General features: G+C 62.3%; 25 protein-coding genes, 1 tRNA gene and 1 pseudogene. 10 read left to right on the top strand and 17 right to left on the bottom strand.

Going from position 1 to position 24,026, the window contains the following annotated elements:
* The first annotated feature begins 60 nt into the window (after window positions 1–60).
* The 6 genes from NKK50_RS11180 (at window position 61) to NKK50_RS11205 (ending at window position 8,806) form a co-directional block, all read left to right on the top strand.
* Window positions 61–1,938 carry an extracellular solute-binding protein gene (locus NKK50_RS11180; RefSeq protein ID WP_023682035.1) on the top strand — a complete coding sequence of 626 codons (1,878 nt, stop codon included), beginning with the start codon at window positions 61–63 and terminating at the stop codon, window positions 1,936–1,938.
* On the top strand, window positions 1,938–3,806 hold the full coding sequence (locus NKK50_RS11185; protein WP_023682036.1) for an extracellular solute-binding protein: 1,869 nt from the start codon (window positions 1,938–1,940) through the stop codon (window positions 3,804–3,806). Before NKK50_RS11180 ends, NKK50_RS11185 begins: the two co-directional genes overlap by 1 nt.
* A 174-nt stretch (window positions 3,807–3,980) precedes the next feature.
* The gene (locus NKK50_RS11190) at window positions 3,981–5,078 is read left to right on the top strand and encodes a microcin C ABC transporter permease YejB (RefSeq protein ID WP_023669509.1); all 1,098 of its coding nucleotides are present in this window, start codon (window positions 3,981–3,983) and stop codon (window positions 5,076–5,078) included.
* Window positions 5,078–6,217, top strand: coding sequence for an ABC transporter permease (locus NKK50_RS11195; protein ID WP_023682037.1), 1,140 nt, complete (start codon window positions 5,078–5,080; stop codon window positions 6,215–6,217). The genes NKK50_RS11190 and NKK50_RS11195 overlap by 1 nt, the downstream gene beginning before the upstream one ends.
* Complete coding sequence (locus tag NKK50_RS11200; protein ID WP_023806306.1) at window positions 6,214–7,845, top strand: ABC transporter ATP-binding protein; 1,632 nt, start codon at window positions 6,214–6,216, stop codon at window positions 7,843–7,845. The genes NKK50_RS11195 and NKK50_RS11200 overlap by 4 nt, the downstream gene beginning before the upstream one ends.
* A gap of 19 nt (window positions 7,846–7,864) precedes the next feature.
* The gene (locus tag NKK50_RS11205; RefSeq protein WP_023682039.1) at window positions 7,865–8,806 is read left to right on the top strand and encodes a 2-hydroxyacid dehydrogenase; all 942 of its coding nucleotides are present in this window, start codon (window positions 7,865–7,867) and stop codon (window positions 8,804–8,806) included.
* A 12-nt stretch (window positions 8,807–8,818) separates the two neighbouring features.
* Here the strand turns inward: NKK50_RS11205 and NKK50_RS11210 are convergent, their stop codons facing one another.
* Together NKK50_RS11210 and NKK50_RS11215 are read right to left on the bottom strand one after the other, a co-directional pair.
* On the bottom strand, window positions 8,819–9,175 hold the full coding sequence (locus tag NKK50_RS11210; protein ID WP_023692609.1) for a hypothetical protein: 357 nt from the start codon (window positions 9,173–9,175) through the stop codon (window positions 8,819–8,821).
* A 104-nt stretch (window positions 9,176–9,279) separates the two neighbouring features.
* Complete coding sequence (locus NKK50_RS11215) at window positions 9,280–10,212, bottom strand: class I SAM-dependent DNA methyltransferase (RefSeq protein ID WP_023699440.1); 933 nt, start codon at window positions 10,210–10,212, stop codon at window positions 9,280–9,282.
* Window positions 10,213–10,317: 105 nt separating this feature from the next.
* Here NKK50_RS11215 and NKK50_RS11220 point away from each other — a divergent pair, with 105 nt between their 5' ends.
* The gene (locus NKK50_RS11220) at window positions 10,318–11,328 is read left to right on the top strand and encodes a ligase-associated DNA damage response exonuclease (RefSeq protein ID WP_023731394.1); all 1,011 of its coding nucleotides are present in this window, start codon (window positions 10,318–10,320) and stop codon (window positions 11,326–11,328) included.
* 244 nt (window positions 11,329–11,572) lie between these two features.
* Complete coding sequence (locus tag NKK50_RS11225; protein ID WP_023755180.1) at window positions 11,573–13,171, top strand: cisplatin damage response ATP-dependent DNA ligase; 1,599 nt, start codon at window positions 11,573–11,575, stop codon at window positions 13,169–13,171.
* Window positions 13,172–13,178: 7 nt separating this feature from the next.
* Here the strand turns inward: NKK50_RS11225 and NKK50_RS11230 are convergent, their stop codons facing one another.
* Window positions 13,179–14,372 carry a hypothetical protein gene (locus NKK50_RS11230; protein ID WP_352543378.1) on the bottom strand — a complete coding sequence of 398 codons (1,194 nt, stop codon included), beginning with the start codon at window positions 14,370–14,372 and terminating at the stop codon, window positions 13,179–13,181.
* Window positions 14,373–14,725: 353 nt separating this feature from the next.
* Between NKK50_RS11230 and NKK50_RS11235 the strand changes: the two genes are divergently transcribed.
* Window positions 14,726–14,801 (top strand) — tRNA-Thr (locus NKK50_RS11235).
* A gap of 284 nt (window positions 14,802–15,085) precedes the next feature.
* Window positions 15,086–15,430, top strand: a complete 345-nt coding sequence (locus NKK50_RS11240) for a sunset domain-containing protein (RefSeq protein WP_352543379.1) — start codon at window positions 15,086–15,088, stop codon at window positions 15,428–15,430.
* A gap of 70 nt (window positions 15,431–15,500) precedes the next feature.
* Here the strand turns inward: NKK50_RS11240 and NKK50_RS11245 are convergent, their stop codons facing one another.
* The 14 genes and pseudogenes from NKK50_RS11245 to NKK50_RS11310 form a co-directional block, all read right to left on the bottom strand.
* Window positions 15,501–16,721, bottom strand: coding sequence for an MFS transporter (locus NKK50_RS11245; RefSeq protein WP_352543380.1), 1,221 nt, complete (start codon window positions 16,719–16,721; stop codon window positions 15,501–15,503).
* On the bottom strand, window positions 16,718–18,112 hold the full coding sequence (locus tag NKK50_RS11250; protein WP_502896553.1) for an NAD(P)-binding protein: 1,395 nt from the start codon (window positions 18,110–18,112) through the stop codon (window positions 16,718–16,720). Before NKK50_RS11250 ends, NKK50_RS11245 begins: the two co-directional genes overlap by 4 nt.
* A 45-nt stretch (window positions 18,113–18,157) precedes the next feature.
* A complete protein-coding gene (locus tag NKK50_RS11255; RefSeq protein WP_352537457.1) occupies window positions 18,158–18,478 on the bottom strand; it encodes an ArsR/SmtB family transcription factor in 321 nt (106 codons plus the stop codon).
* A gap of 68 nt (window positions 18,479–18,546) precedes the next feature.
* Window positions 18,547–18,969, bottom strand: a complete 423-nt coding sequence (gene arsC / locus NKK50_RS11260; RefSeq protein ID WP_352543381.1) for an arsenate reductase (glutaredoxin) — start codon at window positions 18,967–18,969, stop codon at window positions 18,547–18,549.
* Window positions 18,966–19,655 carry an aquaporin gene (locus tag NKK50_RS11265; protein ID WP_352543382.1) on the bottom strand — a complete coding sequence of 230 codons (690 nt, stop codon included), beginning with the start codon at window positions 19,653–19,655 and terminating at the stop codon, window positions 18,966–18,968. The genes arsC and NKK50_RS11265 overlap by 4 nt, the downstream gene beginning before the upstream one ends.
* Window positions 19,645–19,997, bottom strand: a pseudogene (locus NKK50_RS11270) (ArsR/SmtB family transcription factor). Before NKK50_RS11270 ends, NKK50_RS11265 begins: the two are co-directional and overlap by 11 nt.
* Window positions 19,998–20,058: 61 nt before the next feature.
* Entirely contained in the window at window positions 20,059–20,382 is a 324-nt protein-coding gene (locus NKK50_RS11275) for a hypothetical protein (protein WP_352543384.1), read from the bottom strand.
* On the bottom strand, window positions 20,379–20,864 hold the full coding sequence (locus NKK50_RS11280; RefSeq protein WP_352543385.1) for a helix-turn-helix domain-containing protein: 486 nt from the start codon (window positions 20,862–20,864) through the stop codon (window positions 20,379–20,381). Before NKK50_RS11280 ends, NKK50_RS11275 begins: the two co-directional genes overlap by 4 nt.
* Complete coding sequence (locus NKK50_RS11285; RefSeq protein WP_352543386.1) at window positions 20,861–21,097, bottom strand: hypothetical protein; 237 nt, start codon at window positions 21,095–21,097, stop codon at window positions 20,861–20,863. Before NKK50_RS11285 ends, NKK50_RS11280 begins: the two co-directional genes overlap by 4 nt.
* The gene (locus NKK50_RS11290; protein WP_352543387.1) at window positions 21,094–21,288 is read right to left on the bottom strand and encodes a hypothetical protein; all 195 of its coding nucleotides are present in this window, start codon (window positions 21,286–21,288) and stop codon (window positions 21,094–21,096) included. Before NKK50_RS11290 ends, NKK50_RS11285 begins: the two co-directional genes overlap by 4 nt.
* Window positions 21,285–21,650: a helix-turn-helix transcriptional regulator gene (locus NKK50_RS11295; RefSeq protein WP_352543388.1), complete on the bottom strand. Its 366-nt coding sequence runs from the start codon at window positions 21,648–21,650 to the stop codon at window positions 21,285–21,287. Before NKK50_RS11295 ends, NKK50_RS11290 begins: the two co-directional genes overlap by 4 nt.
* Window positions 21,651–21,659: 9 nt before the next feature.
* Window positions 21,660–22,622: a hypothetical protein gene (locus NKK50_RS11300; RefSeq protein ID WP_352543389.1), complete on the bottom strand. Its 963-nt coding sequence runs from the start codon at window positions 22,620–22,622 to the stop codon at window positions 21,660–21,662.
* Window positions 22,619–23,617: a YqaJ viral recombinase family nuclease gene (locus tag NKK50_RS11305; protein ID WP_352543390.1), complete on the bottom strand. Its 999-nt coding sequence runs from the start codon at window positions 23,615–23,617 to the stop codon at window positions 22,619–22,621. Before NKK50_RS11305 ends, NKK50_RS11300 begins: the two co-directional genes overlap by 4 nt.
* Entirely contained in the window at window positions 23,614–23,997 is a 384-nt protein-coding gene (locus NKK50_RS11310; RefSeq protein WP_352543391.1) for a hypothetical protein, read from the bottom strand. Before NKK50_RS11310 ends, NKK50_RS11305 begins: the two co-directional genes overlap by 4 nt.
* Window positions 23,998–24,026 lie beyond the last annotated feature (29 nt).

Consider the following 24,026-nt stretch of genomic DNA (forward strand, 5'->3'; position numbering starts at 1 on the left):
GGCGGTTTTCACCGGCGTCAAATCATTTAGGATTGCCGGGCATCGCGACGAGGAGAACGCATGACGGTTGGCCGAACGCTTCTGAGGTCCTTTCTGGTTGTGGGCGCCCTCGCAGGCGGCCTGCAGGCATCCTTCCCCCAGGAATGGCACACCACCTCTTCGCTGATCGGCCCCTCCAAATATGGCGAGAACTTCCAGCGCTACGATTATGTGAATCCGGATGCACCGAAGGGCGGTACCTACAATTCGGTCGTTTCCGGCACGTTCGACAGCTTCAATCCCTACGTCGTGCAGGGCTCGCCGGCGGCCGGCCTGCAGCCATTTGGCGGCGGCCTGCTCTACGACACGCTCATGGATCAAGCGACTGACGAAGGCAGCGTCAGCCACCCGCTCATCGCCGATGCCTACAAGTACCCTACCGACTATTCCTCGGCCACCTACCGGCTCGACCCACGGGCGAAATGGCATGACGGACAGCCGATCACCACTGACGACGTGATCTGGTCGTTCCAGGTGCTGAAGGCCAACAGCCCGATGTACAGCCGCTATTTCGAAAACGTCACCGACGCCGTCGCTGTCTCGGACCGTGAGGTCGAGTTCCACTTCGACCAGAAGGGCAATCGCGAACTGCCCAAGATCCTCGGCGACCTTGTCGTGCTGCCCAAGCATTGGTGGGAAGGCACCGACGACAATGGCAAGAAGCGCGACATCACCAAGGGGACGCTGGAGCCGCCGCTGGGCTCGGCTGCATACAAGATCGCCAGCTTCAAGGCGGGGTCGGAAATCGTCTGGCAGCGCGTCCCCGACTATTGGGGCGCCAAGCTGGCTGTGAAGATCGGCCGGGAGAATTTCGACACGCAGCACTTCACCTACATTCTTGACGACAACGCCTCCTGGGAGGCGTTCAAGAAAGGTGGCCTCGACGATATCAAGCCGGAAAACAGCTCGAAGCGCTGGGCGACATTTTATGATTTCGCGGCGATCAAGGCCGGCGATGTGATCAAGCAGGAGTTCAAGACCACCTCGCCCGAGCCGATGCAGGCTTTCATGCTCAACCAGAGACATAGGTTGTTTGCCGATCGTCTGGTCAGGGCCGCGCTCACCTACCCGTTCGATTTCGAATCGATGAACCGCACGCTGTTCTTCGGTTTCAACACTCGCACCCACAGCTATTTCCAGGGCACGGACCTAGCCTCCAGCGGCTTGCCGCAAGGCAAGGAATTGGAGATCCTGGAGAAGTACCGCGACAAGCTGCCGCCGGAAGTATTCACCCAGGAATTCAAGTTGCCGGTCTACGATTCGCCGCAGGCGGAGCGCAAATATCTGAAGCAGGCGGTCGACCTGTTCGCCCAGGCCGGCTGGGTGATCAAGGGCGGCAAGATGGTCAACGCCAAGACCGGCGAGCCATTCAAGTTTGAAATCCTAGGCTCGAATGAAACCGACCAGGTCATTTCCAGCCCCTGGATCGCCAATCTGCGCAAGATCGGCGTCGATGCAACACTGCGCATCGTCGACCCGAGCCAGTACACCAACCGCGTCAGAAACTTCGATTACGACGTCATCACAGGACAGCTCCAACAGTCGGAATCGCCCGGCAACGAGCAGCGCGATTTCTGGAGCTCCAAGGCCGCCGACACACCGGCATCGCGCAATTATTCCGGCATCAAGAACCCGGTCGTTGACGCCCTTGTCGACCGCATCATTTTTGCCACGGATCGCGATGACCTCGTCGCCACCACCCATGCGCTCGATCGCGTGCTGCTGTGGAATTACTATGTGGTGCCGCAATACTATCGCGCCGTTGTGTGGCTGGCTTACTGGAACAAGTTCGGCATCCCGGAAAAGCAGCCCGGCTACCGTGGCGCCGATATCGATTCCTGGTGGATCGATGCGGACAAGGAAAAGGCCCTGGCCGCCAAGTACAAGGGCAGCAATTGATGGCGGGGCTCCCTCGCCGCGATTTCCTGGCCCTCAGTGGCGCCGCGGCCGTTGCTGCGCTGCTGCCGGGCAAGGCTTTCGCCGCCAGCCCAACCGGCGTGAAACTGCATGGACTGTCGGCTTTCGGCGACCTCAAATACAAGCCGGACTTCACTCATTTCGACTATGTCAATGTCGATGCGCCGCAAGGTGGCGTCTTCAACTTCCTGCCGCGCAACTGGCTTGCCAACCAGACGCCGCTGACCTTCAACACGCTGAATTCGTTCGTTCCCAAAGGCGATTCGCCCCAGCGCACGGAGATGTGCTTCGATTCACTGATGGTGAGAGCGTACGACGAACCTGACGCCGTTTACGGGCTGATCGCTGACAGCGTGACGATTTCCGACGACCGCAACGACTTCACCTTCTCGCTGCGCCCGCAGGCCCGCTTCCATGACAGCACGCCATTGACGGCAGAGGATGCCGCCTTCACCTTCAAGCTGCTCAAGGACAAGGGGCACCCGTACTATTCCCTGCCGCTAACGCATCTGGATGACGCGATTGCCGTGGATGCCCACACGCTGCAGCTTAGGTTTTCCGGCAAGCAGACAAGCCGCACCATCCTCAACGTCGTCGAGTTCCCGGTCCTGTCGAAGGCGTTCTACACGGCCAACCCGTTCGATTCCTCGCAGATGAACCCGCCGTTGGGGTCAGCCGCCTACAAGGTCGGTCGCTGGTCGGCAGGGGCCTGGATCGAATATGAGCGTGTGGCTGATTATTGGGGCAACGACCTGCCGGTCAATCGCGGCCAGAACAATTTTCAGCGGATCCGCGTTGAGTTCTATCAGGACCGTAGCGTTGCCTTCGAAGCGTTCAAGAAGGGAGAAATCCTCTACAGGGAGGAATTCACCTCGCGCGTCTGGGCGACCGGCTACGACTTCCCAGCGTTCACTGCCGGCAAGGTGGTGAAGCACGAATTCCCGGCCGAAACGGTGCCTTCGATGCAGGGCACCGCCGTCAACCAGCGGCGCGAGCAGTTTCGCGACTCGCGCGTGCGGCAGGCGATCGGGCTCTGCTTCGACTTCGAATGGACGCGGCGCAATTTCTTCTACGGTTCCTATGAGCGCTCGCAATCCTGCTTCGAGAAATCCGAATTTCGCGCCGAGGGCAGACCGTCGCCACAAGAATTGGCTCTTCTTGAGCCGCTGCGTGAGCAGATTCCCGCCGAGGCTTTTGGCGAAGCCGTGATCCAGGACGCGTCGAACGGCTCCGGCCGCGACCGGCAGTTGCTTGGCAAGGCGGCCAAGCTTCTGGCCGAGGCCGGCTGGAAACGGTCCGGCAATTTCGTCGTGAACGACAAGGGTGGTCGGTTGTCCGCAGAGTTTCTTGTCGACGACGAAGTCTTCGAACAGGTCTACTCGCCCTGGGTCGAAAACATGAAGGCGGTCGGCATCGATGCCTCGATCCGGCTGGTGGATGCCGCGCAATATCAGCTGCGGCAGAATTCGTTCGACTACGACCTCGTCTCGGTCGCGGCCTCGTTTCCGGCGACGCCAACCCGTGACGACCTCGAAACCATTTTCCATTCGCGAGCAGCTACCGTATCGGGCTCTCGCAATCTGCCGGGAACGTCGAGCCCGGCCATCGACGCCCTGGTTGACGCCGCAGGTGCCGCCGAGGGTCGCGAAAGCCTGACAATTGCCATGCGCGCGCTCGACCGGGTCTTGCGTGCACGGAGGGATTGGATTCCAAGTTGGTTCCTGGCGAATCATCGAAGCGCCTATTGGGACATGTTCGGTTTTCCCGAGCGGAAACCCGATTTCGACTTCCCGGTCGAAGCGCTGTGGTGGGTCGACAAGGGCAAGGCGGCAAAAATTGGCAAAGGGTAGGCTGTTGCGCGGCACTTTACCCTCCCCCTCGTGGGGAGGGTCGGTGAGCACTTCGTGCGCAGCGCGAATGGCGAACCGGGGTGGGGGTGTGACGGCGTACGCCGGATCGAGACTACCCCCACCCCGCTCCGCTTCGCGGATCGACCCTCCCCACAAGGGGGAGGGTGAAAGCTGATGGGCGCCTACATACTGCGCCGTATCCTGCTGATGATACCGACCCTGTTCGGCATCATGGCGGTTGCTTTCGTCGTCACTCAATTCGCACCGGGTGGACCGGTCGAGCAGGTCATCGCCAGCCTGACCAACCAGGGCGGCAGCGACCGCCTCGGCAGCGGCGGCGGCGATGCAGGAGGCGGCGGCAATTTCGATGTGGCCGGTGACGTCGGCTCGAAGTATCGCGGCGCGCAAGGGCTCGATCCGGAATTCATCAAGAAGCTGGAAAAGCAATTCGGCTTCGACAAACCGCCGCTCGAACGCTTCGGCATGATGCTGTGGAACTATGCCCGCTTCGATTTCGGCGACAGCTATTTCCGTGACATCTCGGTTCTTGACCTGATCCTGGAGAAGATGCCGGTGTCGATCTCGCTTGGGCTGTGGATCACGCTGTTGTCCTATCTGATCTCGATCCCCCTTGGCATCCGCAAAGCGGTCAAGGACGGCTCCGCCTTCGACGTCTGGACCAGCGGCGTGATCATCGTCGGCTATGCCATACCGGCCTTCCTGTTCGGCATATTGCTGATGGTGCTGTTCGCGGGCGGCTCCTTCTGGGACTGGTTCCCACTGCGCGGCATCGTCTCCGACAATTGGGACCAATTGTCGTGGCCCGACAAGATCGTCGATTATTTCTGGCACATGACCTTGCCGCTGACGGCGCTGGTGCTGTCGGCCTTCGCGACGACGACGCTGCTGACCAAGAACTCCTTCCTGGAAGAGATACGCAAACAGTATGTGGTGACGGCCCGTGCCAAGGGCCTGTCGGAGCGGCGGGTGCTTTACGGACATGTGTTCCGCAACGCAATGCTGATCGTCATTGCCGGCTTTCCAGCGGCCTTCATCTCGGCCTTCTTCACCGGCTCGCTTTTGATCGAGAACATCTTTTCCCTCGACGGTCTCGGGCTGCTCGGTTTCAGGTCCGTGTTGGCGCGCGACTATCCGGTCGTGTTCGCCAACCTCTATATATTTTCGCTGCTTGGTTTGTTCGTGACGCTGTTGTCCGACCTGATCTACACATGGGTCGATCCGCGCATCGATTTCGAGCGGAGAGACGTCTGATGACGCAGGCTGCAGCCGAGATCACACCGACAAGGATCGCCCGCCCCTGGCTGTCGCCGCTCAACAAGCGGCGCTGGCAGAACTTCAAGGCCAACCGGCGCGGCTACTGGTCGTTGTGGATATTCCTCGCTCTGTTCGTGCTGTCGCTGTTTGCCGAACTGATCGCCAACGACAGGCCGATCGTCGCCTACTACAAAGGCGAGATCCTGTTCCCGGTGGCGGTCGCCTACCCCGAGGAAAAATTCGGCGGCTTCTACGCCGTCACCGACTATCGCGACCCGGTCATCCGCGACGAGATCAACGCCAATGGCTGGATGATCTGGCCGCCAATCCGCTATTCCTACCGCACCGTCAACAATGCGATCCCCGACGCCGCTCCCGCAAAACCGTCATGGGAATACGACGCGCAGAGGCGATGCAGCCAATATCCGCAAGGCGCTGCCGATCCTGACTGCATTGTCGGCAACTGGAACTGGCTGGGTACCGATGACCAGGCGCGCGACGTGCTGGCGCGCATCATCTACGGGTTTAGGATTTCCGTGCTGTTCGGGTTGATCCTGACTGCGGGTTCGTCGGTTATCGGCGTCGCCGCCGGCGCGCTGCAAGGGTATTTCGGCGGCTGGACCGACCTTCTCTTTCAACGCTTCATAGAAATCTGGTCGGCGATACCGCTGCTGTATCTGCTGCTGATCGTCGCCGCCATCCTGCCGCCGGGCTTCTTCATCCTGCTCGGGCTGATGCTGCTCTTCTCCTGGACGTCGCTTGTCAGCGTGGTGCGCGCCGAATTCCTGCGCGCGCGCAACTTCGAATATGTCAACGCGGCCCGCGCGCTTGGTGTGTCCAACCGCACCATCATGCTGCGCCATCTTCTGCCCAATGCCATGGTGGCGACGCTGACCTTCATGCCTTTTCTGGTCAGCGCCTCGATCTCGACACTGACCTCGCTCGACTATCTCGGCTTCGGCCTGCCGCCCGGCACCGCGTCGCTCGGCGAACTGCTAAAACAGGCGCAGAGTAACCTCAATGCCCCCTGGCTCGGTATATCGGGCTTCATCGTCATCTCGCTGATGCTGTCGCTGTTGGTGTTCATCGGTGAAGCAACGCGCGATGCTTTCGACCCGCGCAAGGCGTTCCGATGAGCAGCGAACTCCTGCTCTCCGTCCGCGATCTCAGCGTTGCCTTCACCCAAGGCGGCAACCAGTCGACCGCCGTCGACCACATCTCCTTCGATCTCGCCAAGGGCGAGACGGTGGCGCTTGTGGGCGAATCCGGTTCCGGCAAATCGGTCTCGGCGCTGTCGGTGCTGAAGCTTCTGCCCTACCCGACGGCCAGCCATCCCTCGGGCAAGATCCTGTTCCAGGGCGCCGACCTTTTGGCGATGAACGAAAAGCAGTTGCGCAGCGTGCGCGGCAACAAGATCACCATGATCTTCCAGGAGCCGATGACCTCGCTCAATCCGCTGCACACGATCGAGCAGCAGATCGTCGAGATCCTGGCGCTGCATCAGGGCATGGGCGACCGCCAGGCCAAGGCGCGCACGCTGGCGCTGCTCAACGAGGTCGGCATTCGCGAACCGGAAAAGCGGCTCGACGCCTATCCGCACCAATTGTCCGGCGGCCAACGCCAGCGCGTCATGATCGCCATGGCGCTGGCCAACGAGCCTGAACTGCTGATCGCCGACGAGCCGACGACGGCGCTCGACGTCACCGTGCAGGCGCAGATCCTCGAATTGCTGGCGGGGCTGAAGAGCCGCAAGGGCATGTCAATGCTGTTCATCACCCATGATCTCGGCATTGTCAAAAAGATCGCCGACCGCGTCTGCGTGATGACCAAAGGCAAGATCGTCGAGACCGGGCCGACCAGGGACATCTTCGCCAACCCGCAGCACGCTTATACCAAGCACCTCCTGGCCGCCGAGCCGAAGGGCAAGCCGCCGGCCGCCAACGATGCCGCCAAGCCGGTGATGACAGGCAAGAACATCAAGGTTTGGTTCCCGATCAAGAAGGGTTTCTTTCGCACCACCGTCGACAATGTGAAGGCAGTTGACGGCATCGACGTCACCGTGCGCGCCGGCCAGACCCTCGGCGTCGTCGGCGAATCCGGCTCCGGCAAGACGACGCTCGGGCTGGCGCTGGCGCGGATGATCTCATCGACCGGCACCATCCAGTTCAATGGCAGCGACATCAACCAGCTTTCCTTCAACGCCATGCGGCCGCTGCGCCGCGAGTTGCAGATCGTTTTCCAGGACCCGTTCGGCTCGCTCAGCCCGCGCATGTCGGTCTCGGAGATCATCGAGGAAGGCTTGAAGATCCACGAGCCGAAGCTGTCGCCCGATCAACGCGACGACAAGGTCGTCGCCGTGCTGAAGGAGGTCGGGCTCGATCCGGCGACCAGGAACCGCTATCCGCATGAATTCTCCGGCGGCCAGCGCCAGCGCGTCGCCATTGCGCGCGCCATGGTGCTCAATCCACGCTTCGTCATGCTGGACGAACCGACCTCGGCGCTCGACATGAGCGTGCAGGCGCAAGTGGTCGACCTCTTACGCAATCTGCAGGCCAGGCACGACCTTGCCTATCTGTTCATCAGCCACGATCTGAAAGTCATTCGCGCCCTTGCCAATGACGTCATCGTCATGCGCAATGGCAAGATCGTCGAAGCCGGCCCTTCCGAACAGATTTTCGAGCGGCCGCAGACCGACTATACGAAGGCGCTGATCTCGGCCGCGTTCAAGATCGAGACGGCGCCGGTCGGTATCGTCAGCGAATAACAGGGAATACAATCCGCAAATGGAAAAAGGCAAAATCCTGCTTGCCGTCACCGGCTTTCATCCGCAGCGCTGGCGCGAGCTGCTGTCGGCCGAGCGCGAAGTGGTGCTGGAGCCGGACGGCGCTTCGGATCCGTCGATCACCTATGCGGTGGTGTGGAAGCAGAAGCCGAACCTCTTGAAATCGCTGCCCAATCTACGCGCAATCTTCTCGATCGGCGCCGGCGTCGACCATATCTTCGCCGATCCCGGCCTGCCCGATGTGCCGATCGTCAAAGTGGTAGCCGACAACCTCACCCAGTACATGACCGAATATGTCGTCTGGCGCGTGCTCGACCATCACCGCCAGGGCATGCTCTATCGTGCGCAGCAGCCGAAGAAGACCTGGCACGAACCGCCGCAGCGGCCGGCCGGTGACATCTCGGTCGGCATTATGGGGCTCGGCAATCTCGGCCGCGCGGCGGCATCGGTGCTGTTGTCGCTCGGCTTTGCCGTCAATGGCTGGTCGCGGAGCGACAAGGCCATGAAAGGCGTTGCGACCTATGCCGGAGAGGCCGGGCTGATCCCCTTCCTCAACGCCACCGACATACTGGTGGTGCTGCTGCCGCTGACGCCGGATACGCACGGCATCATCAATTACGGCGTGCTGAAGGAATTGCGCAAGCGCAACGGCCTCGGCGGCTCGGTGCTGATCAATGCCGGGCGCGGCCGGCTGCAGAAGGACGCCGACATATTGCGCGCGCTGGGCGACGGCACGCTGAAGGAGGCGAGCCTCGACGTGTTCGAGGTCGAGCCGCTGCCGAAGACCAGTCCGCTATGGAGTCACCCGAAAGTGTTCGTGACGCCGCACGCGGCGGCGACCTCCGACCCTGTCCACCTGGCGCCGAGCATGTTGCGGCAGATGGATGCCTTCGAGCGCGGCGAAAAGCTTGATAACGTGGTCGACCGCAAGGCGGGGTACTGAGGAAGTCCAGGTTCAGCTCGGCAGACTGAACTTCTTCTGCTTGTTGGGCGTGCCGCAGTCGCGGCGGACGATCGAGCGGTTCATGGCATCGATCTGGCCGCTTGCCAGGTCGGTGTCGCGCTTGCTTTTGGAGCGCATATCCGGCGTGAACGGGCCGAAGCCCATCGCCGGATTGGAGAAGCTCGGCTTGGCGTCCGTCGACAGATGGTATTGCTGCGCCAGTTCGTTGCGCTGCGCCAGCAACTGGTCGCAAGGCACATTGTCATACTGCAGCGACGATTGTACGTCCTGGTCCTGCCGCTCCGACATCGAGCTGCTGCAGCCGGCCATCGCTAGGCAGGACGCCAAGACCATCATGTTCCAGCGCATGTGTTCCTCCTCAATGCCTGCCGAGGGCTTTTCTCGGCTTGTATCCTACCTGATGCCGCGCCAGCCGCAAAAATCTTATTCACGTTTTCGAACAAGACGAGACATCAACCCTTGGACGAGGGCACCGCCAGCGCGGCAAGCCCGCCGACCGGCTGGCGGCGATCCCAGCGGATGACGGTCGGCTGCATCGACAGCACCGACAGGCCGTTTGCCGCAAGCACCCGCTCGACATAGGCTTGAGAATGGGCGTAGCGACGAGACGGCTGCAGCGCAAAACCGGCGTCGCCGCCCGCCCCGCCCTTGGCTGGCGTTTCGACGGAAAAGGCAAACAGGCCATTGGTGGCCAGAATGCCGGCGACGGTCTTCACCACGCGATCGAGCGCGCCGACATAGATGAACACGTCGGCCGCCGCCACCAGATCGGCTTTCGGCCCGGCATAGGCAAAATGCTGCAGATCGGCCTTGGCGAGCAGGTCGTAGACGCCCTTGGCGCGGGCCTTTTTCAGCATGGCGGCGGAGATATCGTAGCCCTCCAGCCGTTCGGCGACCGGCCGCAGTTTCTCGCCCATCAGACCGGTGCCGCAACCGAGATCGAGCGCCAGCGAAAAGCGGCCCGGTCTTGCCGCGCGAATGGCGCGATCGAGAAACTCCGGCAGCCGGTAGCCGAGCTTGTCGACCAGCGAGTCCTCGAAAGTCTCGGCATAGTGGTCGAACAGCGTCTCGACGAAGGCGCTGGGTGGCGCTGCGGCAGCCGGCGCCTTGCCGATCAGCTGCAGCTTCAGCGCAGCACCCAGGCGATCCGCCGGGTCCAGTTTCAGCACAGCCGCCCAGGCCTGCGTCGCCAGGTCGAGCAGCCCCGTTGCCTCCTGCATCTCGCCCAGGCGGAACCAGCCCGCCGCCCATTGCGGCGCCAGTTCCAGCGCGCCGAGCAGCAGCTCCGCCGCTGCCGCGTGCTCGCCCGAGCCGAAAAGCATCTCGGCATAGTCGGCGCGACGGTCGGCGGTCAGGTCGCCGGACGAGATTTTCAGCGGTTGCATGGCGATGGCCCCGCCGGCTGATGCGGCCGGTGGCTGGCTGTAGGCCGAGTCAGCAGTCTCTTGCAACAGGCTTCCCGCGCTGGAATTAGCCACTATCTTCAGTGGATGCGCGCCAGCGACCTGCTCCATCCCCGGCCTGAAGGCCTTTATTGCCCATGCGGCGATTTCTTCATCGACCCGGTGCGGCCAGTCAACCGGGCGTTGATCACGCATGGCCATTCCGACCATGCCCGATCCGGCCATCGTTCGGTGCTGGCTACGCAGCAGACACTCGACATTATGGGGTTGCGTTATGGCGAGGATTTTGCCGGGACAACGCAAGCGGCCGTGCTTGGCGAAGCGATGGCGCTGAACGATGTCAGCGTCACCTTCCATCCGGCCGGCCATGTGCTGGGCTCGGCGCAGATCGCGGTCGAGCACAAGGGCAGGCGCATCGTCGCCTCCGGCGACTACAAGCGCCAGAAGGACGCGACCTGCGCACCGTTCGAACCGGTCCAATGCGACGTCTTCATCACCGAGGCGACCTTCGGCCTGCCGGTGTTTCACCATCCGCCCGACACGGAGGAGATCGCCCGGCTGCTCAAATCGGCGGCGCAGTTTCCCGAGCGATCGCATCTGGTCGGCGCCTATGCGCTGGGCAAGGCACAGCGGGTGATGCGGCTGCTGCGCGATGCCGGTTATGACAGGCCGATCTATATCCACGGCGCGCTGGCCAAGCTCAGCGAATATTACCAGAGCCAGGGCATCGACCTCGGCACGCTGGAGCCGGCAACCGTCGACAGCGGCGGCAAGCAGGATTTCACTGGGGCCATCGTTGTCGGCCCTCCATCGGCCTTCGCCGACCGCTGGGCGCGGCGCTTTCCCGACCCGATCTCATGCTTCGCCTCGGGCTGGATGCGCATCCGCCAGCGCGCCAAGCAAGGCGGCGTCGAACTGCCGCTGATCATTTCCGACCATGCCGACTGGGATGAACTGACCGCTACCGTCAAGGAGACGGGCGCCGGCGAAATCTGGGTGACGCACGGCCGCGAGGAAGCGCTGGTGCGCTGGTGCGAGCTGGAAGGCATCGCCGCCAGGCCACTGCACCTGGTGGGATATGAGGACGAGGGCGATTGATGGTGATTTTTGATCCAGAAATCGCCGGCGCGGCGATCCTTCCCACCCCCCTCTGGCCTGCCGGCCATCTCCCCCGCAAGGGGGGAGATCAGATGTCACCTCCGCTTTCGCCAATCGCCAACCTCGCAAGATGGGCGGCAAGATCAAGGCTGCCAATCTCCCCCCTTGCGGGGGAGATGTCCAGCAGGACAGAGGAGGGTGTGCCAGAACGCAAACCTCTGCCGTCAACGCGGTCCTTGCATCCATGAACCGCTTTGCCGAACTCCTCGACCGCTTGGTGCTGACGCCGTCGCGCAATGGCAAGCTGACGCTGCTCGTCGACTATTTCCGCAGCGTCGAGGACCCCGACCGCGGGCTGGCGCTGGCGGCGATCACCGGCGACCTCAACATTGCGGCGGTCAAGCCGGCGATGCTGCGCACGCTGGTCACCGAGCGCATGGATCCGGTGCTGTTCGGCTATTCCTACGACTATGTCGGCGACCTTGCCGAAACCGTCTCGCTGGTCTGGCCGCAAACGCCGGGACATATCCCCAACCGGGAGCCGACGCTTGGCGATGTCGTGGCGACGCTGCAGGCGGCGAGCCGCTCGGACGGACCCAAGGTGCTGGCCGGGCTGCTCGACAGCGCCGGCATTTCGGCGCGCTTTGCCATCATCAAGCTGGTCACCGGCGGCTTGCGCATCGGCGTTTCGGCGCGGCTGGCCAAACAGGCGCTGGCCGATTTCGGCAAGGTCGATGTCGCCGAGATCGAGGAGCTGTGGCACGGGCTGACGCCGCCCTATATCTCGCTGTTCGCGTGGCTGGAAGGCAAGGCCGAGAAGCCGAAGCGGACCGCACTTGCCCTGTTCAGTCCGGTGATGCTGTCGAACCCGGTCGGCGACGGCGACCTCGAAAAGCTCGATCCGGCCGCCTATGGCGCGGAATGGAAATGGGACGGCATCCGCGTTCAGGCGGTGTGCGAGGGCGGCGTGCGCCGGCTCTATTCGCGCACCGGCGACGATGTGTCCGGCGCATTCCCCGATCTCGCCCAGGCGATGAATTTTTCCGCCGCGCTCGACGGCGAATTGCTGGTCGGCGAGCCCGCGGCGACCGGCACGTTTTCGGACCTGCAACAGCGGCTCAATCGCAAGAGCGTGGCCCCGAAGATACAGCAGCAATACCCGGCCTTCATGCGCTGCTACGATGCGCTGCAGATCAACGGCGAAGATTTGCGCGCGCTACCTTTCCGCGAGCGGCGGGCCCGTCTTGAGGCCTTCATCACAACGCTGGACCCGCACCGTTTCGATCTGTCGCCATTCGTCGAATTCCGGGATTGGCAAACGCTGGAGGAACTGCGCCGCGCGCCGCCGCACCCGATTATCGAAGGCGTGATGCTGAAGCGCTGGGATTCGCCCTATCTCGCGGGACGGCCGAAAGGGCCGTGGTTCAAGTGGAAGCGCGATCCGCACACGGTCGATGCTGTGCTGATGTATGCGCAGCGCGGCCATGGCAAGCGGTCGAGCTTTTATTCCGACTATACGTTCGGCGTCTGGTCGGGGCCGGAAGGCGCGGAGGAATTGGTGCCGGTCGGCAAGGCCTATTTCGGCTTCACCGACGAGGAGTTGAAGCAGATCGACAAATTTGTCCGCGACAATACGGTCGAGCGTTTCGGCCCGGTGCGCTCGGTGCGCGCCGACCGCAGCCAAGGCCTGGTGCTGGAGGTGGCGTTCGAAGGTCTCAACCGTTCGACTCGCCACAAATCCGGCGTTGCGATGCGATTTCCCCGCATCTCACGGCTGCGCTGGGACAAGCCGACCGCCGAAGCCGACCGCATCGAGACGCTGCAGGCGCTGCTTGATCGCTAGGCGGCGCTTACGGTTCGATCGAAACGCGGATCTCGTAGATGTCGACCGCCTTGCCCTGCTTGTCGAAGTCGGAGTTGATGGCGATGCTGCCGGCCGCGCCCGGGGGCTTGTCGGGGAATTTCACGTCGAACAGATATTCGTTACGCTGCTGGCCGACCGCATAGCGCTTGCGGCCGCAGTCGCCGAGATCGCCGAAATTGCAGTCGACGGAGATCTGCGTGTCCTTGCCGTCCTCGGCGCGGGCGACGATGTCGAACACGGCATGTTTGCCGGCAAGCTTCTCCAGCACGCCCTGCCCGACATCGAAGCTGATGGCCGAGCCGGAAGCACCGGAGCGGATGCGCAGGAAGGAGCCGGTGTCGTCCTGCACGACATCGGCCTTGGCGTCGGACGGGGTCGCCACATGCGTTGGATCGGTGGGTGTAAACACGTTGATCCAGTCGCGCGTCTGTTCGGCGACACCAGGCTGCTGCGGCGCGCCAGGCTGCTGCGGCTCAGTTGTATCGGCAGGCGGCGTGAAGTCGTCATCGTCGACGGTCGGCGGCGCTTCGGGCGGCGCCGTGTCGAGCTGCGCCGGCGTCTTGAAGACCCCGGTCTGCACGGCGAAATAGAGGCCGATGCCGGCGGCGGCGAGCAACGTCACGCCAAAGAAGATCGCCGTCAGCGGCAGGCGGCGGCCCCTTATCCGCCTTTCATCACGGTCAGGCGCCACTTCCGCCGCGGCCTCGGCCGGCGCGGAATCGGCCATATCGATCGCCGGGGCGCCGGGCAGCGTGGCGTCAGGCATGATGTCGGGGACGACCGGCAGCACGCGCGAACGCGGCGCGTCGGATGCCTCGGGCTGAACCGGTTCATCAACGACGATCGCCGGCGACGGTCCGACCGCGACACCTGTCGGGGCATCGACCGCGGGCGCTTCGGTGGCGCCTGGCGCTTGCGCGGCGTCTTGCGTCTGCGCAGCGTCTTGCGTCTGCGCGGCGACATCGGGGACCGCTGGCAGGAATTCGGATTCGATCTCGGCGATCTTTTCCTGCACCGCCTTGCGGCGCTTGATGGCGGCTCCCACCGTCACGCCGGGGTTGGCCTGAAGGACGCGGTCGAGCGCCGCGAAGGCCGACCGGTAGACCCTCTCGCGAAACGCCCGGTCCTCGGCATTGCCTTTCTCGAAGGCGTTTCGGATCGCTTTTTCGATCGCGTCCAAGCGAATTTCCCCTGTCCGTTCGCTCACATTGCCATGATCGTTAGCCGCAGGCGACCAATCAATCAACGGGCGAGCGTGCGCATTCTGCCTTACAGGCCTGTTCAAGGCCCATTTCGATGCGTTTTGGCAATAAAATCAGTCCGTTTTTGCCGCCTTGCCGGGCAGTTTGTGCGCAGTCCACCGCGACGTCTCCGCGTAGCCGAAAAAGCAAATGAGGCGGTGGCTCATTGCGCGCCAATGGAAAATGCCGGGACGAATTGCCGGATGCCGGCTCGAAATCGCGGTTGCCCATCTTGAATTAGCGGCCGGTTGAGTCTATCACCCAGCCGATCCTGGAACCTCGCGCTTCCCGGGCCGCTTTAGCTCAGTTGGTAGAGCACATCATTCGTAATGATGGGGTCAGGTGTTCGAGTCACCTAAGCGGCACCACTATTTTCCAAGGCTTTGCGGGTTCCCGAGGCGTAGAGCGAAAAACGCTCTGGTAGCAGTCTGGTAGCGAATCCGTAGCTCATTTGTTCGCCCTTTGTAGCGCCTCGACAACGGCGCGGCTGGACACCTCGCGGGCGCCTAGAGCGACAGCCCGCGTCCGAGCGGCCGTCTTCGATCTCGGCCAGGACAGCCCCGGCGCAGCCGGTCCGCGAGTCCGGCCCCATCGATTATCGCTGTCTAGACTCCTAAAAAAGTTAGTCGCATTCTCCCAGAGGGAGAGAGGTATGGGGCTTCAAAGGAAAAAGGTCTCTTGGCCTAGGCGCAAACGTTCGTTGTTAGAGCAGCGCGCGCTGCTCCCGGTGTTGCTTTGCGGTGTTGCGGGCGCGAGTTACTTCATCCCGCAATCCGACCAGCATCCGCTCCCGACAGTGCACCACCAAGGTGACTCCGCCGCGCCAAGCGGATGTAACATAAAGGGAAATATCAGTGTCACCACAGGCGAGCACATCTATCACATGCCTGGCCAGCGCTATTACAACGATACTGTGGTTAACTCTGCCAAAGGCGAGCGCTGGTTTTGCTCTCAATGGGAGGCTTGGTGGGCAGGCTGGCGGAAGTCGAGGGTGTAGCTATTCCGGTGACACGCTGCGGGTTTGTTGTCGATTGTACATGTGTCAGTAGTCTTCGCAGACAGATGTCTCACTGCAATCGAAGCTGCAGGGCTTGGTGGCGGAAAATCATCCAGCCCAGACCACAGGCCAGCGCAACGTTCAAAACTGCCAAGCTCAAAAGGACGGCAAGCGTTCCGTGGGCGCCTACGCGCTCCAGCAGCAATGCCCCCATTGATGGCGCTGCTGCCTGAGCGATTAAGCTCGGCATGGCCAGACGCCCCATTAGCTTTGCGTAGCCCGAGGGGCCGAATAGAGCGAGCGGCAGCGTGCCTCGCGCAATCGTTTCTAGGCCAATGCCGCCACCATAGAAGGCCAGTGCCACGGCAACAACAGGCATCCCGACCCAAAGCGCTGCAACGCCGACTGCGACGAAGGTCACCGATGCGAGTTTTGTCCAAATGGGATGATGGAAGCGAGCGATCATCATCTCGACGGCACGTGCTGACACCTGCGAAGGGCCGACCATTGCCCCAAGTCCGACCGCAGCGGCGAGCGTGAGACCGCTGGCCTGCAGGATGGTTAGCAAGTGCACCGACAGCGTTGAGGATATGACCGCAGCCAGGGTCAAAGTGGCAGCCAAGACAAGCATGATCGACATCGATTGAATGCGCATAGGGTTGCCCTCCCCTGTGATCCCGGCTAGGCCCCCATCGCTCTGCTGCGGTGCCCCGCGCGGCAGCGTGAAGATGTACAGCGGAAGCGCGATCAGGAGCTGCACAGCGGCGTAGACCAAGCAGGTGCCCCGCCAGCCGGTCTCGCCCATCAGGAGGGCCGAAAGAGGCCAGCAGACCGTGCTGGCAAAGCCACCGAACAATGAGAGTGTGGTGATTGCGGAGCGAGCGCTATGGCCATACAGCCGCCCAAGCGTCGCAAAGGCAGCGTCGTACAGCCCAGCCCCCATACCAAGCCCGATCACCAGCCATGCCGCGATGTAGACGGCAAGGTTAGGGGCGGCGGCAAGGCCGATCTGTCCGAGGCCGATGCAAGCTGCGCTGAACGCCAGCACGTTACGGCCCCCATGCCGTTCGATTGACGAGCCGACATGCGGCGAAATCAGACCGGCGACGAGCAACCCGAGCGAGAGCCCGCCAACGACCCAAGTCAACGGCCAGCCGGTATCAGCGGCGACCGCCGGCGCAATGACTGCCGGCAAGTAGTATGACGACCCCCACGCCATGATCTGGGTCAGACCAAGTACGGTGATGACCCTTTGGCGACTGCGCGGCGTCGAGGGCGGCGATACGATCATGCGGCGACGTTGCAGCCACAACCACTCTTGCCAGCCACTTTCGCTTCGGCATCAGCAACACAGCAAGCGTCGACCGCCGCCGGGGCCGGGCCACCACAACAGCCTTGAGAAGCCGAGCCTTTGGAGGACGCAGGAACCGTGCAGACGCCTGTCTCAGGTAGCACCAGTTGCAGGGCGTCGGCTGCTGCGATGTCCCCGGCGAGCACTGCTGCGACCGAGCGAACCTGTTCGTAGCCAGTCAGCAGCAGGAAGGTCGGTGCGCGGCCATAACTCTTGATGCCGACCGTGTAGAACCCGGTCTCTGGGTGACTTAGTTCGCGGTGCCCATGGGGTGGCACGTCGCCGCAGGAATGCTCATTGGGATCGATTAGCGGTCCCAGCGCCTTGACGCTTTCGAGCCACGGGTCAAGGTCGAGCCGAAGCTCGCGTGTTAGCGAGAGGTCGGGTCGTTGCCCTGTTGCGGCAATGATGCGGTCGACCGGACCAAGCCGCTGCAAGCCATCCTTAGTCATGCCCTCGACAATCAGGCGACCCTCTTCCATGCGGATCGCCAGTGTCGCAAAACCAGTCACAAGCGCCGTGCGGCCACTTTCGGCCAGTTCGCGGACATCAGCGCCAAGCTCACCACGGGCTGGTAATTGGTCAGCATCGCCGCCGCCATATATGCGCACCAGATCGGCACCGCGCGTCACCCAGACGAAGGCGGTCTCAGGTTCAACATCGGCCAATGATGCAAGATCGAGCAAGGCATTGGCGGCTGAATGGCCTGAGCCAGCAACCAATGTCGTGCGGCCCGCATAGAGGTTGCGGTCGCGGCCGAGAATGTCAGGAATGCCGTATGCAATGCGGTCGGCAAACTCGACTTCCCCTTCTGCGGCGATGCCACCGGCCCCGAGCGGATTAGGCATCTGCCACGTTCCTGAAGCATCGATCACCGCGCGGGCGCTGTCACGCCTTGTACCGTCGGCGGTCTCAATCACCAGCATGAAGGGGCGGGTTTCGCGTCCCTTGCTCAACACCTTGTCAGCGCCCCAACGCGAGATGCCAACGACGCGGGCGCCTGTCTCAATCGAGCCGGAAAGTTCCGGTAGACCCGCAAGCGGCTCCAGATAGTGTTCGACCAGTTCATCAGCCGTTGGGAACGCCTCCGGCTCTGGCGTCTCCCAGCCATGAGCCTCAAGCAAATCTTGAGCGGCGCGGTCAATGCAATAGCGCCATGGGGTGAATACCCTGACGTGACCCCAATCTCTAAGGTTGGACGCAACGCTTGTCCCGGCCTCGTAGACCTTCACAGGAAGGCCCTGTTTAGAGAGGTGCGCGGCTGCCGCCAAGCCAACTGGACCAGCGCCGATGACGGCCACCGGAAGATCGTTTCGAGAGAACAATGTCATAAGTTCTATCCTTCTGGGATTACCGAAATAACGAGCAAAAAGAAATCAGGCTACGGCCTCGCCTGCCACGGCACCGCAAGCGACGTCGGCACAGCACTCGTCGGCGAGGAAACCAATGAGTTCATTCATGATCGGATAATTCGCGCGGCAGATCAGCGTGGTCGCCTGCCGCTCTTGGGTCACAAGGCCGGTCAGGATGAGCCGGTGCAAATGATGCGACAGCGTTGAGGCTGCTATGCCGAGGCTGTCCTGCAGGTAGCCGACGGGCCTACCCGCCTCACCTGCCCGAACCAGCGTCCGATAGAGGTTCAGCCGCGTCGGATTGCCGAGCGCTTCGAGCTGTTTTGCCGCTTGTTCGAGTTTCATCGAAATAGCATACGCAGGTGATGGACGCAGTCAAGGCCTATTTCGCCAAATACCGAAATAGACCGCTGTCAGACTACCCGCTTACCCTCAGCATCAATGATGACTTCGCCGTCTTCCTTAGCGAAGGGGCCGATGCCGGGATTGGGCAAGACGTCGAGGACCAGTTCCGATGGCCTTGCGAGGACGACCCCAAGGGGCGTCACAACAATGGGGCGATTGATCAGGATCGGATGTTGGAGCATTGCGTCGATTAGTTGATCGTCCGACCATTTGGGATCGGCGAGACCAAGCTCCTCATAGGGCGTGTCCTTGGTGCGCAGCAATGCGCGCGGGGTGATGCCCATGGCCGCGATCAGCTCGACCAGTTTGGCACGCGACGGCGGCGTCTTCAGGTATTCAATGATGTCGGGCTCTTCCCCGCTTTGTCTGATCATAGCCAACGTGTTGCGCGAGGTTCCGCAGTTGGGGTTGTGGTAGATGGTGATCGTCATTCGGCGGCTTCCATGGTGGGGATAGTCTTGGGGCCAGCGAGCAGCCAGCCCGCCAGCGCCAAGGCAAGTAGTGCCCCCGCCAGTTCGGCTGCGATGAATGCCGGGACATCAACCGGACGAATGCCCGCGAACGTGTTGGAGAAGCCGCGCGCTATGGCTACTGCGGGGTTCGCAAACGAGGTCGAGGCAGTGAACCAATAGGCGGCCGTGATGTAGAGGCCTACAAGCCATGGGATCGCATCGCTGCGAAATCGGAGGCCCGCTAGGATGGTGAAGACCAGACCAAATGCCGCAACCGCCTCGGCAAGCCACTGTCCGGGCCCGCTTCGCACCGTCGAGGAGAACTCGATCAAGGGCAGGTCGAACATGAGGTGCGCTACAAACGTGCCTGTGATCCCAGCGAGAATTTGGGTGGCCACGTAGGCAAGCGCAGCCTTCGGGTCGATCTCTCGGCGAAGGGCAAACACCAGCGTCACGGCAGGATTAAAGTGGGCACCGGAAATCGGGCCTAGGATGGCGATAAGAACAACAAGGATCGCCCCTGTTGGCAGGGTGTTGCCGAGGAGGGAGAGGGCCACGTCGTCGGTCAGCCGGTCGGCCATGATTCCCGAACCAACCACAGTGGTGACAAGCATCGCGGTGCCAAGGGCTTCGGCGACGAGGCGGCGGGGCAGATCAGCGGTCACGTCTCTTCCTCAGCATTGCACAGACGACCGCCTGGATGATTGGCGGCAAAGCTCTGGGGCACCGTCGCAGCAATCCTCCATGAGATAGGCAAGCAGATCGCGGAAGCCCGTCATGCTGGCGACATAGCGGACAATACGTCCTTCGCGTTCGGTGCCGACCAGTCCGGCATGATTAAGCACCTTCAGATGGGCTGACATGGTGTTCTGAACGATCCCAAGGCGCGAGGCGATGTCGCCTGCCGGAATACCTTCCGCCCCGGCGCGGACGAGCAACCGGAACGTTTCCAACCTCGTATCCTGGCCAAGCGCCGCCAATGCGAGCAGGGCTGAAGTCTTATCCATGCATCCATCCATCCAGATTTGCGGATCTTTAGGCGCGTTGCATGACAGCTGCGTGACGCCATTATGCGGTGGACTGGCTACGGGCGGCAAGGGATGTGTCAGGTGCATATCCGGGACGGGTGCCGTCGCAGCCGTTGGCTAGTGGTTCATTCGCCTCATTGCCGAACTCTCCCATAATCTCTGTTATTGCCACAGCGAGGGCGCGGGCGGTTTGTGCCTTGAGCCGGGCTTGGTGAAGTGCCTTCCAGTAGTCACTGCCCATGGATTGGTGATGCTCTTTAGCGAAGGCCTGGGCGTCCGCTAGGGCATTCTCTTCAATGGCGACCTTCGTCTCGGCTGCCAGCGCCTTAACCTCGGCGGCGGCGTGCAGTTCGGCGAGCGTCATGATGCCAGCCGCCTTTTCAGGATCACGTCGAACCCGAGCGTTTGCGCGATAGCGACAAGGCACCCGAGCGTCGGTTTCCTCGACCCGCTTTTCCAAGCCAGGAAGGTGTTCGCGGACACCCCGGATTTTTCTTCCATATCGCCGAGGCGCATCTTTCGGCGCTTCCGCTCCGCGTCCAAGGCGGCCAGGGCGGCCCCGAGGTCATTGAGGTTGAGGTCGGCGGCGCTAGGTTCCCGGCGTCGCATGATGACGTCGAACCCGAGCGTTAGCGAAATGCAAACAAGACAACCAAGCGTCGGTTCCCGCGAGACGCTACGCCAGGAAAAGAAAGAGTTCATCGAAACGCCGGACCTGTTTTCCATTTCCGCAACGGGCATGGCGAGGCGCTTCCGTTCGGCATCTAAGCCGGCCATCGCGTGGCGTTGGCGGTTCAAGTCGAATTCGGCAATCTGGTAGAATTCTCCTGGTGTGATCGCGTTCATTGTTTCCCCCGATTCCGCGGTTCAAGGCGCGGCACCCGGCCGGCGTTGTAGTCGCTCACGATGGCGAGAAGTTCTTTCGGCCAGCGCTGTTTTCCGTTCCGGTCGGCGTAGACGACATGCGTCCCGGTAGAGGTGCGAACGCGTAGGATCTCGCGTTCGCTGTTCATGTCCGCTACCTCGGCGCCGAGGTCGGAAAGCCAGGACTCGAAGTGGGCGAGGTCGCGGACAGTCACAGCAATCCCGCTTCCCGCGCCACCTCGGTCGGCAGCGTCAAGACGTGCAGCCGGCCGGCCGGCGATAGGTCCGCATGAGCTAGAGAAATCCAGCCCTCGCGGCCCGTTTCATTCACCCGGACCAAGGCGCCCCGGTCGTAACTGTCCAGCACCTTAACGGTGCGGGTGAACGGTTCCGCTTCCCCGATCATGCCGGCACCTCATCCCGCGTCTTGGTGCGCTCTTTGGACGTGACGAAGCTTTGAATCGTCTCGGCCCGGTAGAGGATGCGACCTTGTTTCTTGACATAGCCGGGGCCGGTTCCGAGCACCCGCCAGCGGGCAAGCGTGGCCTTGCTGACATGCAAGACGCGGGCAACGTCATCAGCGGTTAGAAGCACCTCCCCCGTGGCAGCAAAGGCCACGGCGCGAGCTTCGTTGTTCTGGCCGAGTGACAAGGCCAAGGCTTCGGTCTTCTCGACCACGGCGGCGACCGCCTTCTCGCAAATCGCCAGCGCCCGGCGGGCGCCCGTGGTTGCGATTTGGAGGTCGCGCATAAGATCAACGCCAGACATAATAGCTCCTTAAGACGGGTCGTAATTGTCGTCGTCGTCTTCGCCGGTCCCGAACACGTCATCCGCATTCGCGGCGCGGTCGGCATCGCCGTCGACGTCTTCCTCGTCTTCAAGGATCACGCCGTCCGCATCATGGGCGGGAAGCTCTTCCGCTACCGCCTCAATGACCTTGCCGGCGGGCTTCGCCTTCTCTTTCGGCTTGTCCGCTGCCTTCGCCGCTGCCAAAGCGGCATGAACGCCCCTCGGCCTGCCCTCGGGCTTCGCGGTGACTTCCGCCGCCGGTTCCGCTGCCGGCGTGATGTCTCTGATCTCGGCGAGGTCCAAAGCCTCGTCGGCGGTGCTCATGCCGTTAAGGATATGCGGGGCGTAGAGGCGGCCGAAGAAAGCGGCCGACCGATACATCAGCATCAAATCTTCCATCGTCTGCCACTTCGAACCGGCGCGGAAATACCAGCCTTCCGCCACCGCCATTGCGATGGAAACGGTCGGGCCTTCAAGCGTCTCGCCGGTGGCCTTTTCGACCGCGTATGCCGTGCATTCCTTGTTGATGATCGTGGACTTCACAATCCGACTCTGGCGGGCGCCTTTCGGACCGGTCCATTCCGTTTTGGAAACCTCTTGCTGCCCGAGGTTCGCTTTGCGGAAGCGGATCGGCGAGAATAGCCCGCAAGCGTTGAGGGCGGCGATGATGAACTGCGATGCCCACGCCGGCCGGCCCTCGATCACGTTGAGGTTTTGCATAACCATGATGGGTGGAATCTGCATCCTGTTCGCCATGTCGAGCGCGATAAGGGCGTTGCCCATATTTTGCTCGCCCTGGTAGCTGACAGGGACAAGGTTCGAAGACGTAAGCGCCTTGCAAAGGCGCTGCCCGGCGGCGAAATCGGCCTCGCTTGAGAATACCGAAATCGCGCGGTGTGGAGCGGGCGCCGCCAGGGCGACAGCTTGTCCGGTGGGGGTCGTCATTGTCATGAGCCTTTCTTGGCCTTCGCGGCCTTGGGCTTCGGCTTGGACAGCCGAAGGTTTCGGTAGGTGGTTGCGGGGTAGTTGATCGTTGAGGCTTCGCGGTGGACCGTTCCGGCGGAAAGCTTCCAGCCGCCCCCGAACACGGTTTCGGTGTCTTTGACGAAGTCGAGCAATTCGGCGGCGGCCCGCTTCTTGTCTTCCTCGGCGAGCTTGAACGCGATATCCGCGTCGAACTTCGCGGCCATGAGGGCGGTAAGCTTTTCCGGGTCTAGCTCGGGTTCCTCGCCGGGGTGGTCGAGATCAAAAGACTTCGCCACGGTGGCGTGCCGGTAGAGCGTGCGGATCGTCTCATAGTCCGCCAGGTAGTCGGCCGGCGGCGCCTCATTCCTGGCGACGCGGCCGTGCATGTCATCGACGCGAACGATGATCTCATTGATCACTTCGTCGTCACGGTCCCGGCGGAACACTCGCACCGTATTGCCGCCGATAAGGCCGGCCAGGGCGCCCCACTTGAAGCCTGTGACCGCAAGCTGGTGTTGCACCTGAAACTCGATATGCGGGGGCGCCTCTTCGTCTGACCAGTCTTTGCCGGCGATGAAAAAGTCGACGTTCTTGATTTCCAGAACGCCGAAGCCGAGTTCGGGCCGGGCGGGGTCGCGGATGATGTAGTCGGGCGACGCCCCCATGCCTTTAACGGTCTTGGACCTGGCGTAGAGGAAGGGGTGAGCGTCCACGATCTCCCATCGATGATCCTGGCAGACGCCTAAAGCGATTGCGTTTTGCAAACGCTTGCCCCAAAGCATTCGCTCGGTTTCTTCGAATTCGACGGTGATGTTTCCGGCCATCCGGTGGAACATGTCGAACGGCGTCATGTAGGGGCTGCAGCCGAACAGCGTCGCCGAGCCGGTGGCTGTGATGTCCGGTTCCCGTAGCTTGTGCCAGGTGTTTTCTTTGCGCGGCCAGAACCAAGACGCGTCGGGCGAATAAGGGGTCTTGCTCATGCGTCCACCTCGGCGAGCGCGGCGGCCGTGATAACGCTTCGGAAGGTCCGCCAGCGGCCTGCGTGAAAGATGCCGAAGGTGTCAACGGTGGAGCCCTCGAGCGGGATGACAACGCCCCCGGCGCCCTCAACCCAAGCCCGGTCAATGGCGACCGCTTGGCCGTTAACCCGAACCTCGGCGAGTAAGACGCCCACCGGTACGGTGCTGCCGACTGTGATCTCGCGGTCAGTTTCGCCGCGCTCGATATGGCCGTCGATAGAGGGCAGGTCGTTCACCTCGGCGGTGAGGTCTTGGGGACATTCCAAGCCGCCGGTGAGGTAGGCGCCATGCTTGTCAAAGGCGCCGATGCCATCCGCATAGAACCATGCGGAACGGCCCATGATGTCCGTTGCCGGGCTGTCTGATTTGT

This window comes from Mesorhizobium sp. M0001 (assembly GCF_040324255.1).
In the GTDB taxonomy this organism is placed as follows: domain Bacteria; phylum Pseudomonadota; class Alphaproteobacteria; order Rhizobiales; family Rhizobiaceae; genus Mesorhizobium.

Coding starts and splice junctions, on each gene's coding strand:
- NKK50_RS11180 (WP_023682035.1), top strand. CDS start 61: ATGACGGTTGGCCGAACGCTTCTGAGGTCCTTTCTGGTTGTGGGCGCC.
- NKK50_RS11185 (WP_023682036.1), top strand. CDS start 1,938: ATGGCGGGGCTCCCTCGCCGCGATTTCCTGGCCCTCAGTGGCGCCGCG.
- NKK50_RS11190 (WP_023669509.1), top strand. CDS start 3,981: ATGGGCGCCTACATACTGCGCCGTATCCTGCTGATGATACCGACCCTG.
- NKK50_RS11195 (WP_023682037.1), top strand. CDS start 5,078: ATGACGCAGGCTGCAGCCGAGATCACACCGACAAGGATCGCCCGCCCC.
- NKK50_RS11200 (WP_023806306.1), top strand. CDS start 6,214: ATGAGCAGCGAACTCCTGCTCTCCGTCCGCGATCTCAGCGTTGCCTTC.
- NKK50_RS11205 (WP_023682039.1), top strand. CDS start 7,865: ATGGAAAAAGGCAAAATCCTGCTTGCCGTCACCGGCTTTCATCCGCAG.
- NKK50_RS11210 (WP_023692609.1), bottom strand. CDS start 9,175: ATGCGCTGGAACATGATGGTCTTGGCGTCCTGCCTAGCGATGGCCGGC.
- NKK50_RS11215 (WP_023699440.1), bottom strand. CDS start 10,212: ATGCAACCGCTGAAAATCTCGTCCGGCGACCTGACCGCCGACCGTCGC.
- NKK50_RS11220 (WP_023731394.1), top strand. CDS start 10,318: ATGCGCGCCAGCGACCTGCTCCATCCCCGGCCTGAAGGCCTTTATTGC.
- NKK50_RS11225 (WP_023755180.1), top strand. CDS start 11,573: ATGAACCGCTTTGCCGAACTCCTCGACCGCTTGGTGCTGACGCCGTCG.
- NKK50_RS11240 (WP_352543379.1), top strand. CDS start 15,086: ATGGGGCTTCAAAGGAAAAAGGTCTCTTGGCCTAGGCGCAAACGTTCG.
- NKK50_RS11245 (WP_352543380.1), bottom strand. CDS start 16,721: ATGATCGTATCGCCGCCCTCGACGCCGCGCAGTCGCCAAAGGGTCATC.
- NKK50_RS11250 (WP_502896553.1), bottom strand. CDS start 18,112: ATGACATTGTTCTCTCGAAACGATCTTCCGGTGGCCGTCATCGGCGCT.
- NKK50_RS11255 (WP_352537457.1), bottom strand. CDS start 18,478: ATGAAACTCGAACAAGCGGCAAAACAGCTCGAAGCGCTCGGCAATCCG.
- arsC (WP_352543381.1), bottom strand. CDS start 18,969: ATGACGATCACCATCTACCACAACCCCAACTGCGGAACCTCGCGCAAC.
- NKK50_RS11275 (WP_352543384.1), bottom strand. CDS start 20,382: ATGACGCTCGCCGAACTGCACGCCGCCGCCGAGGTTAAGGCGCTGGCA.
- NKK50_RS11280 (WP_352543385.1), bottom strand. CDS start 20,864: ATGAACGCGATCACACCAGGAGAATTCTACCAGATTGCCGAATTCGAC.
- NKK50_RS11290 (WP_352543387.1), bottom strand. CDS start 21,288: ATGATCGGGGAAGCGGAACCGTTCACCCGCACCGTTAAGGTGCTGGAC.
- NKK50_RS11295 (WP_352543388.1), bottom strand. CDS start 21,650: ATGTCTGGCGTTGATCTTATGCGCGACCTCCAAATCGCAACCACGGGC.
- NKK50_RS11300 (WP_352543389.1), bottom strand. CDS start 22,622: ATGACAATGACGACCCCCACCGGACAAGCTGTCGCCCTGGCGGCGCCC.
- NKK50_RS11305 (WP_352543390.1), bottom strand. CDS start 23,617: ATGAGCAAGACCCCTTATTCGCCCGACGCGTCTTGGTTCTGGCCGCGC.
- NKK50_RS11310 (WP_352543391.1), bottom strand. CDS start 23,997: ATGGGCCGTTCCGCATGGTTCTATGCGGATGGCATCGGCGCCTTTGAC.